13 protein-coding genes are annotated in these 14,447 nt (G+C 63.3%); 8 read left to right on the top strand and 5 right to left on the bottom strand.

The window, feature by feature from the left end; translation table 11 throughout:
• Positions 1–122 precede the first annotated feature (122 nt).
• From AFIDRAFT_RS01940 to AFIDRAFT_RS01925, 4 genes are all read left to right on the top strand, one after another.
• On the top strand, positions 123–1,067 hold the full coding sequence (locus AFIDRAFT_RS01940) for a LysR family transcriptional regulator (RefSeq protein WP_009337319.1): 945 nt from the start codon (positions 123–125) through the stop codon (positions 1,065–1,067).
• A 212-nt stretch (positions 1,068–1,279) separates the two neighbouring features.
• Complete coding sequence (ykgO, locus tag AFIDRAFT_RS01935; protein ID WP_002718645.1) at positions 1,280–1,405, top strand: type B 50S ribosomal protein L36; 126 nt, start codon at positions 1,280–1,282, stop codon at positions 1,403–1,405.
• A gap of 107 nt (positions 1,406–1,512) precedes the next feature.
• Positions 1,513–2,145 carry a tetratricopeptide repeat protein gene (locus AFIDRAFT_RS01930; RefSeq protein ID WP_009337318.1) on the top strand — a complete coding sequence of 211 codons (633 nt, stop codon included), beginning with the start codon at positions 1,513–1,515 and terminating at the stop codon, positions 2,143–2,145.
• 80 nt (positions 2,146–2,225) lie between these two features.
• Positions 2,226–2,606 carry a hypothetical protein gene (locus tag AFIDRAFT_RS01925; protein ID WP_009337317.1) on the top strand — a complete coding sequence of 127 codons (381 nt, stop codon included), beginning with the start codon at positions 2,226–2,228 and terminating at the stop codon, positions 2,604–2,606.
• A 2-nt stretch (positions 2,607–2,608) separates the two neighbouring features.
• Here the strand turns inward: AFIDRAFT_RS01925 and pyk are convergent, their stop codons facing one another.
• Together pyk and AFIDRAFT_RS01915 are read right to left on the bottom strand one after the other, a co-directional pair.
• Positions 2,609–4,045, bottom strand: coding sequence for a pyruvate kinase (gene pyk, locus AFIDRAFT_RS01920; protein ID WP_009337316.1), 1,437 nt, complete (start codon positions 4,043–4,045; stop codon positions 2,609–2,611).
• Positions 4,042–4,617, bottom strand: coding sequence for a DUF1036 domain-containing protein (locus AFIDRAFT_RS01915; RefSeq protein WP_009337315.1), 576 nt, complete (start codon positions 4,615–4,617; stop codon positions 4,042–4,044). The genes pyk and AFIDRAFT_RS01915 overlap by 4 nt, the downstream gene beginning before the upstream one ends.
• Before the next feature lie 156 nt (positions 4,618–4,773).
• On the opposite strand from AFIDRAFT_RS01915, the gene AFIDRAFT_RS01910 reads away from it, so the two are divergent.
• The 3 genes from AFIDRAFT_RS01910 to AFIDRAFT_RS01900 all read left to right on the top strand — a co-directional run bounded on the left by AFIDRAFT_RS01910 (position 4,774) and on the right by AFIDRAFT_RS01900 (position 6,606).
• The gene (locus tag AFIDRAFT_RS01910; RefSeq protein ID WP_009337314.1) at positions 4,774–5,076 is read left to right on the top strand and encodes a DUF1244 domain-containing protein; all 303 of its coding nucleotides are present in this window, start codon (positions 4,774–4,776) and stop codon (positions 5,074–5,076) included.
• 179 nt (positions 5,077–5,255) lie between these two features.
• Positions 5,256–5,525, top strand: a complete 270-nt coding sequence (locus tag AFIDRAFT_RS01905) for a DUF2312 domain-containing protein (protein WP_009337313.1) — start codon at positions 5,256–5,258, stop codon at positions 5,523–5,525.
• Positions 5,526–5,640: 115 nt separating this feature from the next.
• Positions 5,641–6,606 (top strand): sensor domain-containing diguanylate cyclase, encoded by a 966-nt coding sequence (locus AFIDRAFT_RS01900; RefSeq protein WP_009337312.1) that lies wholly within the window; start codon positions 5,641–5,643, stop codon positions 6,604–6,606.
• Between the two features lie 16 nt (positions 6,607–6,622).
• Here the strand turns inward: AFIDRAFT_RS01900 and AFIDRAFT_RS01895 are convergent, their stop codons facing one another.
• The 3 genes from AFIDRAFT_RS01895 to AFIDRAFT_RS01885 all read right to left on the bottom strand — a co-directional run bounded on the left by AFIDRAFT_RS01895 (position 6,623) and on the right by AFIDRAFT_RS01885 (position 12,389).
• Positions 6,623–8,194, bottom strand: coding sequence for a peptidoglycan L,D-endopeptidase MepK (locus tag AFIDRAFT_RS01895; protein ID WP_040297715.1), 1,572 nt, complete (start codon positions 8,192–8,194; stop codon positions 6,623–6,625).
• Between the two features lie 277 nt (positions 8,195–8,471).
• Complete coding sequence (locus AFIDRAFT_RS01890; protein ID WP_009337310.1) at positions 8,472–10,604, bottom strand: L,D-transpeptidase family protein; 2,133 nt, start codon at positions 10,602–10,604, stop codon at positions 8,472–8,474.
• 288 nt (positions 10,605–10,892) lie between these two features.
• Positions 10,893–12,389: a sigma-54-dependent transcriptional regulator gene (locus AFIDRAFT_RS01885; protein WP_009337309.1), complete on the bottom strand. Its 1,497-nt coding sequence runs from the start codon at positions 12,387–12,389 to the stop codon at positions 10,893–10,895.
• A 129-nt stretch (positions 12,390–12,518) separates the two neighbouring features.
• On the opposite strand from AFIDRAFT_RS01885, the gene AFIDRAFT_RS01880 reads away from it, so the two are divergent.
• Positions 12,519–14,390, top strand: a complete 1,872-nt coding sequence (locus AFIDRAFT_RS01880) for a M3 family oligoendopeptidase (RefSeq protein ID WP_009337308.1) — start codon at positions 12,519–12,521, stop codon at positions 14,388–14,390.
• Positions 14,391–14,447 lie beyond the last annotated feature (57 nt).

The raw sequence follows: 14,447 nt of genomic DNA, 5'->3' as shown, positions 1-14,447 counted from the left end.
GTTTCGATGGCGCTGATTTAGGCCTTTCCGCATGGTCTAAAAATAGAAACTATTGAAACTCATCGTTTCTAAATATAAACCAATGATAATTGCCGGAGTGCCCGCCCGGCATTGGAGCCGGCATGTCGAAACTTCCCGATTTCGAGGCGATGGCGATCTTTGCCAAGGTGGTGGAACTGCGGTCCTTCGCTGCCGCCGCGAGCGAACTCGCTCTGTCGAAAGCGACAGTCTCGAAGGCTGTGACGCGGCTGGAGGAGCGGTTGGGCGCGCGGCTGTTCAACCGCAGTTCGCGCCGTCTGGCGCTGACCGATGCCGGTCGCGCGCTGTCGGTGCGCGCGGCGCAACTATTGGCGGACGGCGAAGAGGCTGAAAACGAGGCACTGTCGCAGGCGGCCTCGCCGCGCGGGCTTGTGCGGCTGGCGGTGCCGATGACATTCGGCCAGCGGGTGATCGCGCCGCTCCTGCCGGAATTTCTCGCGCAATATCCGGATGTGTCGATCGATCTGCATTTGAGCGACGCGATGGTTGATCTGATTGGGGAGGGGTTCGACATCGGCGTGCGCATCGCGCGGCTGCCGGATTCCTCGCTGGTGGCGCGGCGGCTCTGCCCGATGCCGGTCTACACCGTGGCTGCGCCGTCTTACCTCAAGAAATACGGACGGCCGACGCATCCGATGCATCTCGCCCAGCATCGCTGCTTTACCTATGCCTACCGGACGACGCCGGAGGTCTGGCATTATTTCAACGATGCGGGCGAGGCGGTGTCGGTACGGCCTTCCGGCCAGTTGCGGATCAACAACGGCGAGGCGGTGCTTCCCGCGCTGATCGCCGGGCTCGGCATTGCCGACCTGCCGGACTTCATCATCGGCGAGGCGATCGCCAGGAAGCAGGTCGAGGTCATCCTCAAGGGCTGGAAGCAGCCGGAAGGGGCGGTGCATCTGGTGATGCCGCCGGGCGGTCCGCGCCCCGCCCGGGTGGAGGCGCTGGTCGAGTTCCTCGCCACCCATCTGGCCCGGCTGGGCAAGGCGGCTACCGCAAAATCTCGCAGGGAACCGGAGGCGGGCTGAGAGGCTGGATTTTCCCAAGGATTTCAGTGATGAAACTTGAGAAAATGGCCTTCCTTTATCCCCCGCCGTTCAGAAAAAGCCTTGATTGCATTGACATTCCGCCCTGCGCTCTCTAGAAACCGGCCATCCCGGCGATGGCCCTGCCGCCCGGGCGCCCATAGATATTGATGCAACTCGGCCTGTCGATACGGCCTTTCGCAAGAGCATGTCCCATGAAGGTCCGTAACTCGCTGAAATCGCTCCGTGGTCGTCACCGCAACAACCGTCTGGTCCGCCGCAAGGGCCGGGTTTACGTGATCAACAAGGTGCAGCGCCGCTTCAAGGCGCGTCAGGGCTAATCACCTTTGACGTTTGCCGGACGCTGTCCGGCACTCCCTAAATCATCACATCTGTTTGACGCCGCTTGCCCTTTGCAGGCGGCGTTTTGCGCGTTTAAAATCCTTGCATGAAATTGACCCGGCGTGTCGCCGTGAATGTTCCGGCTGGATTTGTACTCGCGGCGCTGCTTGCTGTTGCGCCCGCAGCCGCGCAGCCCGACTCCCACCTCAGGCAGAAGCTGCCGCAAGCGCCGAAACAGCTTCCGTCCGTCAAAGCCCATGGCAAGAGCCTCGACTTTCTGTTCGATGCGCTGAAGGCAGCGCCCGACGAGGAAAGCGCGCGCGCGGTCGAGGCGCGGATCTGGGCGATCTGGATGAAGACGCCGAGCGACACTGTCGCGCTGCTGATGGCGCGCGCGAGCATCGCGCTGGAGAACAACGAATCCGACGTCGCGCTGAAACTGCTCGACGCCATCATCAAGCTGCGTCCCGATTACACGGAAGCCTGGAACAGGCGCGCGACGCTTTATTACAAGAAGAACGACTACAACCGCGCGATGGAAGATATCGAGGAAGTGCTGCGCCGTGAGCCGCGCCACTTCGGTGCGCTGGCGGGGCTCGGCGTCATCCTCGAGGAAACCGGCGACGCCAAGCATGCGCTGGACGTGTTCCGCCGCGCGCTCGCCATCAATCCGCACCTCGACAAGGTGCCGGACATGGTGAAGACCCTGTCGGAAAAGGTCGAAGGCCGCGACATTTGAAACCGTGCATCGGACCGCCGCTCCGCTTCATGTGGAGCGGCGGTTTTGCTATGTCTTGGCTTTATTTGGGGGATTGCATCATGAGAGCTTCGTCGCTCAGTTTCCTTGTCGCCGCCTTGATCCTCACCTTCGGAATGATCTGGGGCCTTGCGATGGCGATCTCGCAGGATCATTCAACCCTTGCAGCCCACGCCCATCTCAACCTGCTCGGCTGGGTGTCTTTATTTCTGTTCGGGCTGTTCTACCGCCTGCATCCGGCACTCGATGCCGCACGGGTGGCACGCCTGCAGGTGATGATCTGGATCGCCGGGACCATTGTGATGGCGATCGGCGTCGCCATGATCCATATGGGCAAGCATGAGGGTGAGCCGCTGGCGGGCGCGGGCTCGATCATGGTGCTGGTGAGCGTCGTGCTGTTCGTCTGGCAGGTGATCCACTTTGAGCGGACAAGCGCCGCCTGAAATCAGATATTGGCGTCGCTGTCCGAGCCGATAGTGGCGATGCGCACCATGTTGGTGGTGCCCGGGGTGCCGAACGGCACGCCCGCGACGACGATGACGCGCTCGCCAGCCTTGGCGAAGCCGTCGCGATAGGCGATGCGGCCCGCGCGCTGGATCATGTCGTCGCCGTCCTGCGCGTCCTCGGCCACCACGCAATGCACGCCCCACAACAAGGCAAGCTTGCGTGCGACCACGGCATTCGGCGTGATCGCGACGATCGGACAGCGGGGCCGCTCGCGTGCGACACGAATGGCCGTCGAGCCCGAACTGGTCCAGCAGATGATGGCCGGCAAATGCAGCGTCTCGGCGATCTGCCGCGCGGCGTCGGCGATGGCGTCGCCGGCGGTAGCTTCCGGCGCGGGGCGCTGCCCGTCGATCACGCTGCTGAAGGTCGGGTCGCGCTCCACCTCCTCGCCGATGTGATCCATCATCATCACCGCGTCGGAGGGATATTTGCCAGCCGCGGATTCCGCCGACAGCATCACGGCGTCGGCCCCCTCGAACACCGCGGTCGCGACGTCGGAGACTTCGGCGCGCGTCGGCACCGGTGAGGCGATCATCGATTCCAGCATCTGGGTCGCGATGATGACCGGCTTGCCCATGCGCCGCGCCATGCGCGTCATTTGTTTCTGAAGTCCCGGCACGCGCTCGACCGGCATTTCGACGCCGAGATCGCCACGCGCCACCATGATGGCGTCGGAGGCATCCATGATCGCCTCAAGGCGTTCGATGGCCTGCGGCTTTTCGATCTTTGACATGATCGCCGCGCGACCGCGCACGATGCGGCGGGCCTCGTGCACGTCATCGGCGCGCTGCACGAACGACAGCGCGATCCAGTCGGTGCCGGCGTCGAGGGCCGCGGCGAGATCGGCATGGTCCTTCGGCGTCATGGCCGAGACGGGCAGGTCGGTGTCGGGCAGGCTCACGCCCTTGCGGTCGGAGATGCGCCCGCCGATCACGACGCGTGTCACGGCATGATCGTGTGAGGTTTCCTCCGCGATCAGGCGCAGCTTGCCGTCGTCGATCAGGAGCGCGTCGCCCGGCTTCAGCGCGCGCAGGATTTCCGGATGCGGCAGGTGGACGCGTGTCTTGTCGCCCGGCGCGGGATCGGAATCGAGTACGAAATTCTGCCCGTTGGTGATGATCGCCGCGCCCTCCTTGAAGGCGCCGAGCCGCAGCTTCGGGCCCTGAAGGTCGACGAGAATGCCGATCGGCCGGTTGTAGCTGCTCTCGATGTTGCGGATGGTGGCGATCAACTCCCGCATCTTGTCATGCGAGGTATGGCTCATGTTGATGCGGAAGACGTCGGCTCCCGCTTCGAACAGCTTGCGAATCGTGACGCTGTCGGACGAGGCAGGTCCGAGCGTTGCGAGAATCCGGACGCGACGCAGCCGCCTCATTGCTTCGTTCCCGGTGCGGGAAGCGGGGCAGGTGCGGGGAGAATGCCGCCGGGCTGGCCGGCGCCGGGCGCGTTCGGCAATCCCGGCAGGGTCGGCTGTTGCTGCCGCTGCAGGTTCTGCTCGGTGGTTTCGGTCAGTTGCACTGTCCAGGAGCGCTGCTCGCCGGTATCCACCTCGTAGAAGCCGGTGCGGTCGAAGCCGCGGGCGAGGCAGTTCTCGGTGCCCTTGATGGTGAATTCCTTGTCGCGCGAGCACATGAAGGCCTGGCCCGACCATTCGCCGCCGCGGTCGTAATCGAGGCCGTAAATGTAATAATAGCGCGCCACCAGCGTGCCCTTGAGCAGCGTTTCGCAGGCGTGGGAGGAGATATTCCACCAGCCTTCGGTGACCCAGCCTTCGCTGTCCTTGTAGCCCAGCGCGATACCCACCCGGCTCGAGGTGTTGTTGCATAGCCGGAAATCGGCCCGCGCTGGTGTGCTGGACGCGCACAGCGCCGGAAGCGCGAGAGCTAGTCCGAACAGGAGAGGCAGGAAAAGGCGCAAGGTGGGCAACCGCAAATTCACTTTCGGCATGGGCGCAGGCTATCTCAAACGCGGGCGCAATTCCAATCGCGCGGAACGCGGGGGCTGGTAAAATCCGCTGCCGGGTTTATGTGCTGGTTGTAGTTTCCAGCGGAAGATCGAAACAGGGGCGGCCATTCGGGCCGCAGCCGGAGGATGAGGAGCATCATGGCCATCGATAAAGCCACCCAGACCGAGCTTGAGGCGGCCGTTTTCCGCCGTCTCGTCGCGCATTTGCAGAAGCGCACCGACGTGCAGAACATCGACATGATGAATCTGGCGGGATTTTGCCGCAACTGCCTGTCGAACTGGATGAAGGACGCCGCCGACGAAAAGGGCGTGCCGATGACCAAGGATGAGGGCCGCGAGGCTGTCTATGGCATGCCTTACGAGGAATGGAAGGCGAAGTACCAAAGCGAGGCGACACCCGAGCAGATTGCGGCCATGAAGAAGGCCGCCAGCGGTCACTGACGCCGCGCGCGGAACGCTGAAAAAAAGCGTGAGGCGCGAGCTTTTTAAAACCACCCTGTGGGCATTGTGGACGGCGCGGTGCCTTGCCTTGACGCCGCCTCTCCGACTGGATGAGTGTGGTCACGAAAGACGCTTTGCCGCCCGGCCGGCGCCGCCTCATCAAAGTTCAGGAGTACCCGATGGCCACAGCCGCCGCCGTGAAGGAAGACGTCGCCCTCCGTTTCGCCAAGGATCAGCTCAAGGCCATCATCGAGCGCATCGAGCGGCTGGAAGAAGAAAAGAAGACGATCTCCGACGACATCCGCGACGTCTATGCCGAGGCCAAGGGCAACGGCTTCGACGTCAAGGCGCTGCGCACCATCGTGCGGATGCGCAAGCAGGACGCCAACGAGCGCGAGGAGCAGGAAACCATCCTCGAAACCTACATGCAGGCACTCGGCATGCTGTGAGGCGTAGACCATCCTGTGGATGGCGCCTCCAGGCAGGCAATAAGTATAAGATTCGTTAACGCTGTGGCCTTAACCATGGAGAAAGAGACAATCTCCCAGAGGCCACCGGTCGCGAATGAGAGATGAAGCAGGCCATGTTTCGGAACTTCAGTGGGCTGAGGTTTACGCGCGTCTCTATGACCAGGCCTTGGGTCATGCTCGTATCGGCGCATGGGAATGCGAGCTTGAGACGGAACGCCTGACCTGGACGTCCGGAGTCTACAAACTCTTTGCTTATCCGATGGACAGCGCGCTGCGGCGCGCGAGCATCGTCGACCTTTATACCCCTGAATCCAGACGCAACATGGAAATCGCCCGCGCCGAGGTGATCCGGAGCGGCCGTTCCGTTTCGCTCGATACGGAGATCAGGACGTGGGACGGCGAAAAGCGCTGGATGCGGCTTTCGATCAATGCGGTGAGAGAGAACGGGCGGCCTGTCCGCATCTTCGGCTCCAAGCAGGACATCACCTCAGACCGGCAAGCGATGGAGAGCCTGCGGCTGCAAGCCGAAACCGATCCACTCACCGGGCTTGCCAATCGTTCTTTGTTTCAGCAGCGCTACCGTGAGGTTATCGGTGACACTCTGAACCATGGTTTTGCATCGGCGCTTGTCCTCATCGATCTCGACCGCTTCAAGGAACTGAATGATACGTTCGGGCATGAGGCCGGAGATGCATGTCTGCGCGAGATCGCAATGCGTTTGAAGCGGGCCTTCTGCAATGCCGGCTTGGTCGCCCGGCTGGGAGGCGACGAATTCGCACTCATCCTGCGTGCCCCCACGAATCCCGCACGGATCGAGAGCGTCTTGGAGCAAACGGTCGCGATGCTATCTCGTCCGGTCTTCTGGAATGGTCTTCGTCTCGAGGTCGGTGCTTCGATCGGGGCTGCCCTGATCGGCCGTCCGCATCGCCGGCGTATCACCGAGTTGTTCGCGGATGCCGACATTGCGCTGTATGCCGCAAAGGCTGCCGGCCGCAACAAAGTTCATCTGTTCAATGATGAAGTGGGCAGCCGCTCGATGAATCCGGAAGCCGCCGCCTGACGATGGCCTCTTGAATTTACCGCAGCGAAGCGGTCTGCACGAAAGTCGTGGTCGGCATTGAAGCGATCGCCGGGCCGCTGAAGCGGTCACAGGCGGGGCCGATCTGCGGATCGAGCGAGAACGTCATCGTCACCGCGCGCGCAGGCTTCACGAAATGCGCGACCATCGGCCTCATGTCCCAGTCGCCCATCACCGAGGTGTAAAGCGCGTTATTGGCGCTCGGCGTCAGCACCATCGCGCGCAGCCAGATGTCGCTTACCTGATCGGCGCTGGCGAGGCGCAGCATGGTCGCGGGCGAATGCGAGAAGCCGCGCCGTGTCTTGCCGAGCACGGTGCTGGCGCGCACCGACATCGCATCGCGCGCGAGGGCAGCGATGTGCGTCGGCGGAACGGGTCCGCTTGCGGCGACGATCTTGTTGCGGTCGAGCAGTTGCGGCGCGTCATAGGCCATCGCGTTGGCGACGTTGGCGGGCAGCGACGCGGTGGATTGCGGATCGGCGGCACGCGCCTTCACAGCGGCGATCTGTTCGGCCGATGCGGGCTTCGGCGTCATCGCGGCGTCATCCCAGCGGACGCGGGCCTCGATCATCTCGGCCATGGTCTGCGGCTGTTTGGCTGCTTTGGCAGGAGCGAGCGGAATTTCGACGGGGACTGCGGAGGCGACGCGATAGCTGGCGGTCTGAACCGGCCGTGCACGCGGCACCGGCACCATCTCGGCGATCTTGTCCTTCACCTTGTCTGCCGCCGCGGCGATCAGACTGGGCTTGGCAGGTGTTTCGGCAGCCGGTGTGGAGGCGGAGGATTCGTCGTCGTCCTCTGAGGCTTGCTTGCCCTTGAACAGGGAGGCGAGCAGGCTGCGGCTGCTGGCCGTCGTGGCCTCATCGCCCTTGCGGTGCCGGATTTCAGCGAGCGCGAGATCGTAGCCCTTCAGCGGACGTCCATCGGTGGGGACATGGACCGTCTTGCCGTCCGGGAACACGCGCACGAGCTGGTCGTGCGTCATGCGCGGCCAGTGGCGGATGTTGCCGGTGTCGAGATGCACGAAGGGCGAGCCGGAGGTGGGGTAGAAACCGACGCCGCCGCGTTGCAGGCGAAGCCCGGCGAACCGGATCTTCTCAAGCGGCACGCCGGGAATGAAGAAATCCATCGCGTGGCCGAGCATGTGCTGGCTGAAGCGCGCGACGCCGGAATGCGCCGAGCGGCGGCGCAGCATGGCGTTGGTCTTGGGCGAGCGATAGGCCGAGATGATCTGGATCGGCTGCTTGGCGTCGACGTCACGAGTGACCTCCCACAGGATGTCGAACAGATGCGGGTCCATCGTGGTCGAATCCTGGCTGCGCCAGTCGCGGAGGAAGTGGTTGAGTTTCTTCAGCGCGTCGGCGTCGTAGCGACCGTTGCGCTTGAAGGTGACGGTGAGGTCTTCGCTGGAATGAGTGTGGTGGAAGGAGAGGGTGCGGGTGTCGTTGCTGGCGGTCGCGTCATGCACCGCGCCTGCGCCGGCGAACAGCAGGAGCATAGCGGCTGCGCTCACTCGCAAGGAGTGCCGCACAGGCCAAAGGCTAATGCCGCGTAGATGATCGCCCGCCACTTATCGTCCTGTTGGAACGCCCAGGAAGAGACCCCCGCTACCCCACGCAGCGGAGATGATGAATTGTGTGTAACGTCGGCCGGTTAATGGAAATTTACCCCCATCCCCGATCACGCAATCGAGAGCTAACGGGCCGACTGTGGCAAAAAATGGCCGGTATTTATATCGCCTCCGGAGACAGGGTTAACGCAAAGGGCCCCGCTTGCGGCGGGGCCCTGATTTTATTGCGTAAGGTGGATTTCGGAGTTGGGGAACCCGAGCCGAAAAATTTATGCGTTTAGCGGTAGCGGCGCCGGCCGCGCGGTTCCGGCTCGACCTCGGCGCGTCCGCCGCCACCAAACAGCATCTGGAAGAAGTTCGGTGCCGAGGAGCGGTCCGCGTAGCCGTCGCCCGGAATATTGATGTTGCCGGTGGGCCGTACGTAGTTCGGCTGCGAATGCGCGACGACGGTTTCGAGGTTGCGGCGGCCGCCTTCCTTCAGCAGTTTGATCATGGTCGCATCGCGGCCATAGATGTCCTTGCGGAATTCGAGCTTGCCGGCGTCGTCCACGAACGCGGTCTGGTAGGTGATGTTGACCGGGAGCGGCGTCGGCAGGTTGATGTTGATCTCGTTGTGGCCATACATGCTGCGGATTTTCTCCGGCGTGTAATGATCCTTCGGCAGCGCGATACCCAGGATCGTCGCGGCGTACTGATCCGGATTCTGCACCCGCATGCAGCCATGGCTGAAAGCGCGCTCGCTCTTGGCGAACAGATACTTGTCCGGTGTGTCGTGCTGATAGACCAGGAATTTGTTCGGGAAGTTGAAGCGGATGCGGCCGAGCGCGTTGGCTTCGCCCGGCGGCTGCGAAATGCGGATAGTGCCATCGGGATTGCGCTGGAGCTTGAGGCCCATGCGCTCGAGCACGGTCGGGTCCTGCTGCAGGGCGGGCAGGTACTCGTTGTAGATGATCGACGGCGGCACGTTCCAGGTCGGATTGACGGTGATGTACTTCATCGTCTCCGTCAGCAGCGGGGTAGCGTGCTTGCCGGGTTTGCCGACAACGACACGGGTCTTCCAGGCCGTTGCGCCATTATGCATCAACTGGAGGCTGTAATCGGGAATGTTGAGGATGACATAGGCATCGCCGAGCGCGGGTGCGCCGAGATCGCGCGGCAGCCAGCGCCAGCGTTCCATGTTGACGCGGATGATATCGATCTTGCGGTCGTTGCGCGGTCCGTTGAGTGCCGCGACCGTGTGGTTGTCGAGAACGCCGGTGGCCTTGAGGTCGTTCGCGCTCTGGAACTTGCGCACGGCGGCGGCGACGGTCGCATCGTAGTGCGTGTCGCTCGCATTCTCGGTGACGCCGAGCTTGGCGCGCAGCGCAGGCACGCGCGCGTCGTCCATCACGGTGGGGTTCGGGTTCTTCTTGGTCGGCTTGACGAAGCGCAGCGTCTCGCCGTCGGCGATCTTTTTGCCTTCGTCGGTCTTGCCGCGCAGCTCGGCGAGCTTGGCCTTCAATTCCTTGTAGAGCTTGTGCGGCGGATTGTAGGTCTCAAGCGCCGCGCCGGCATTGCGCGCGGTCGAGACGTTGATCAGCACTTCGGTCGGGTCGGGGTAGTGCTCCGGGTACTGGATGTCGCCGGACACCTGCGACCAGTGCATGCGGCCGCTCTGGGCGTGGCGCGCATAGTCGAGCACGCTTTCAGTCAGCTTCAGTTCGGCATCGGCCTGCGCATCCGCGGTTGTGGCGGCGGTGAAATTCGGCACCGGATAATCCTCCGGATCGAGGCCGTCCTCATCCGCCTTCTTCAGCCGCGCGCTCGCGTCATTGGCGCGCGCGGTTGCCGCGGCACCCTTGGTCCAGAGCGGAGCGTAGTTGCGGTCCTTGTAGAAGGCTTCCACCGCCTCGCGTTCTTTCTTGCGGTCGAAATATTTGCCGGCCTTCGTCGTCACCAGGCTGCGCAGCGCCTCGGCGGACGGATCGAGTGTGGCGACGGCAGGAGCAGCGGCCGGAGTTTCGGTCTTGGCATTATCCGTCTTGGCCGGAGCGGCGGGCGCTGTCGTGGCCGTATCGGCCTTCGCCGGTTCGGACTTCGCAGGCTCGGTTTTAGCTGTATCCGCCTTCGACGCGTCGGCGGGCTTGTTGTCCGCCTTTGCATCTGTCTTGGCCGGCTCGGATGCAGCAGGCTTTGCGGTGTCCGCGGCCTTTGCGGCGTCGGCTTTCGGTGCATCGGCCTTCACGTCGGCCGCGGTCGGCGGTGGGACGTTCGAGGTGTCGGGTGTGGGAACTGCGGCGCTGATGGAGGCATCCGCTGGCTTCGCCGGGTCGGCATGAGCAAAGGTTACGGTGCCGGTCAGCAGGAAGGTCGCTGCGACGGCTGCCAGCACGCGATCGTAACCGCTGCGGCCGGTCGAGAAGTCATGCATTATCGAGTTCCCTGAGCGAGGCTGTTTCGGCCTGAAACAGCAAGTTTGTCTCATTTAAGCCCGCACCCAGGTGAAACCCGGCTCTCACCGGTTCGTTTCCCCGGCGTATCGCGCCCGGTCGATTCATCGCACCATCAACAAGTGTACACGCACGGACACAATGCGCCTAGCTTGCGCCGGAACGTGTCACGGGAAACTGACCGTGCTGACGGTGATCCGCAACCACCCCTGCGTGCTTTCTCTTGGTCTGTCACCAAGCCGCAACGGTTCGAAGGGGCGGGGTCTTTTTCAGGATTCTTGGTTCTTCCCGGCGGGAACAGCGGCGATGTCGTCCATCTTCCGGTACAGCGTGGAACGGCCGATCTTCAGCCGCCGCGCCACTTCCGACATCTGGCCGCGATAATGCGAGATGGCGAAGCGGATGATCTCGGCTTCCATCTCGTCGAGCGCGCGGCATTCGCCGTCCTCGTCCAGCATCGTCAGGGCGCCGTGCGGCAGGAGGGCCGGTGCGGACTGGGCAGGGGCGATCGGGATTTCATGGGCGGCCACCCGCGCAGGTTGCGCGAGCGTCAGCGGTCCGATCTCGGGACCTGCGTCCGGCCCCAGAGGGCCGCCATTGATGGCGGGGAAGTCGTCGGCCCGAAGCTCCTCGCCGTCGGACAGCACCACCGCGCGATAGACGGCGTTCTCGAGCTGGCGGACATTGCCCGGCCAGTCGGCATTGACGAGGCGGGCCATGGCGTCGGCGCCGACGCGGGCAATGGCGCGGTTTTCCTCCGCGCTGAAGCGCGCGAGGAAATGGCGTAACAAATGAGGGATGTCCTCGCGCCGCGACCGCAGCGGCGGGATCGTCAGCGGCAGCACATGCAGGCGATAGAACAGGTCGTCGCGGAAATGACCGGCCTTCACATGGTTGAGCAAATTGCGGTTGGTCGCCGAGATGATGCGGACATCGACCTTGACCGGCTTGCGGCCGCCGACCGCCTCGACCTCGCCCTGTTGCAGGGCGCGCAGCAGTTTCACCTGCGCGGTGAGCGGCAGTTCGCCGACTTCATCCAGGAACAGCGTGCCGCCGGAGGCTTCGACGAACTTGCCCGCATGGCGTTCGGTGGCGCCGGTGAAGGCGCCCTTCTCGTGACCGAACAGGATCGACTCGACGAGGTTGTCGGGGATCGCGCCGCAATTGACGGTGACGAACGGCTTGCTGGCGCGCTCCGAGGAGCCGTGAATGGCGCGCGCGACCAGCTCCTTGCCGACGCCGGATTCGCCTTCGATCAGCACCGGAATGGCCGAGGCTGCGGCCTTCTTGCCCATCGCCAGCACATGCCCCATCGCCTCCGAGCGGGTCACGATGTCCTTGAAGGTGAGGCGGCCTTCGCGCGAGTGGCGGATGCGTTGCAATTCGCCTTTCAGGGCGCTGGCGTCGAGCGCGTTGCGCAACGACACCTGAAGCCGCTCGATGCCGACCGGCTTGACCACGAAATCATGCGCGCCCGCGCGCATCGCGGAGACCACGTTGTCGATGCCGCCATGCGCGGTCTGCACCACCACCGGAATATGCAGGCCCATCTCGCGCATCTTCGACAGCACGCCGAGGCCGTCGAGACCCGGCATCACGAGATCGAGCACGATGGCATCGACGGTGCGCATCTCATCTGCGATCACCGTCATGGCGGCGTCACCGCTTTCGACGACGATGGTCTGATAGCCGCAACGCTGCACCATATTTTCCAGCAGACGGCGCTGGACGGCATCGTCATCGGCAATCAGAATAGTCGCGGCCATGGAATTCCTCGGTCAGCAGGTTTATCTGTCTCGAATCGGGGCACTCTCGCCGATGCCGATTAACGGCCTCTTAAGAGTTGGCGGACGTTCGCGCTGCCAGCACACGAACAACACGGGTAGGAACACATAATGGCTGCACGTTCGTCCTCCGCTCTGCGTAAACCCGCCAAGACCAAGAAGGCGGCGAAGCCTGCGAAACCCGCGGCCAAAAAGGCGGTGAAGAAGACGGCGAAGCTGCCCGAGTGGAATCTGGGCGATCTCTATTCGTCGATCACCGCGCCGGAGATCGCGCGCGACCTCGACAAGCTCGATGCCGACTGCGTGGCGTTCGAGGCGGCCTATAAGGGCAAGATCGCGGATGCGCTTTCCAAGCCCGGCGCGGGCGAGTGGCTGGCGGAAGCCGTGAAATCCTTTGAGGCGATCGACGATCTCGCCGGACGGCTGATTTCCTATGCGGGCCTGATCCATGCGGGCGACACGGTCGATCCGGCGATCACCAAATTCTACGGCGATGTGTCAGAGCGTCTCACCAATGCCTCGACGCATCTGCTGTTCTTCACGCTCGAACTCAACCGCATCGACGACGAACTGATCGAAAAGGCGATGCAGGTGCCGGCGCTCGGCCATTATCGCCCGTGGCTGGAGGACATCCGCAAGGACAAGCCGTATCAGCTCGAGGATCGCATCGAGCAGCTGTTCCACGAGAAATCGACCACGAGCTACGGCGCGTTCAACCGTATGTTCGACCAGACCATCGCGGGCCTGCGCTTCAAGGTCGGATCGAAAGAGCTGGCGATCGAGCCGACGCTGAACCTGTTGCAGGATCGCGCGCCCGAGAAACGCAAGGCGGCGGCGCAGGCGCTGGCGAAAACCTTCAAGGCCAACGAGCGGACCTTCGCGCTCGTCACCAACACGCTCGCCAAGGACAAGGAGATCTCCGACCGCTGGCGTGGCTTCGAGGATGTCGCGGATTCGCGCCATCTCGCCAATCGTGTCGAGCGCGAAGTGGTGGATGCGCTGGTGGCGTCGGTGCGTGCGGCCTATCCGCGCATCTCGCATCGTTATTACGCGTTGAAGGCATCGTGGTTCAAAAAGAAGAAGCTCGCGCACTGGGACCGCAACGCGCCGCTGCCGTTCGCGACCACCGGCCAGATCGAATGGAATGATGCCAAGAGCACGATCCTGAAAGCCTATGGCGATTTCTCGCCGGAGATGGCGGGTATCGCGAAGCGTTTCTTCGACGACCGCTGGATCGACGCGCCGGTGCGTCCGGGCAAGGCGCCGGGTGCGTTCTCGCATCCGACTACGCCGTCGGCGCATCCCTATGTGCTGATGAACTATCAGGGCAAGCCACGCGACGTGATGACGCTCGCCCATGAACTTGGTCACGGTGTGCATCAGGTGCTGGCGGCGAAGCAGGGCGCGCTGATGGCGCCGACGCCGCTGACGCTCGCCGAGACCGCAAGCGTATTCGGCGAGATGCTGACCTTCAAGCGCCTCCTCGCGCAGACCAAGAACGCCAAACAGCGGCAGGCGCTGCTCGCGGGCAAGGTCGAGGACATGATCAACACGGTGGTGCGCCAGATCGCGTTCTATTCGTTCGAGCGCGCCGTGCACACCGAGCGCCGCAACGGCGAACTCACCGCCGAGCGTCTTGGCGAGATCTGGCTGTCGGTGCAGGGCGAGAGCTTAGGGCCGGCCATCGAAATCAAGCCGGGCTACGAGACGTTCTGGATGTACATCCCGCACTTCATTCATTCGCCATTCTACGTGTACGCCTATGCGTTCGGCGATTGCCTCGTGAACTCGCTCTATGCGGTGTACGAGCACGCGGCCGAGGGCTTCGCCGACCGCTATCTCGATATGCTCGCGGCGGGCGGCACCAAGCACTATTCCGAACTGCTGGCGCCGTTTGGACTCGATGCCAAGGACCCTGCTTTCTGGGACGGTGGCCTGTCGGTGATCGAGGGGATGATCGGTGAGCTGGAGGCGATGGGGTAGGGCGGAGCGGCCTCTTACATTTTCATTCAATGAAAACAAACCCATAGGCCGAGTGCT

Source organism: Afipia sp. 1NLS2 (assembly GCF_000178995.1).
In the GTDB taxonomy this organism is placed as follows: Bacteria; Pseudomonadota; Alphaproteobacteria; order Rhizobiales; family Xanthobacteraceae; genus Afipia.
The sequence above is the reverse complement of the archived record's forward strand: the minus strand, read 5'-3'. Positions and strand labels throughout refer to the sequence as shown.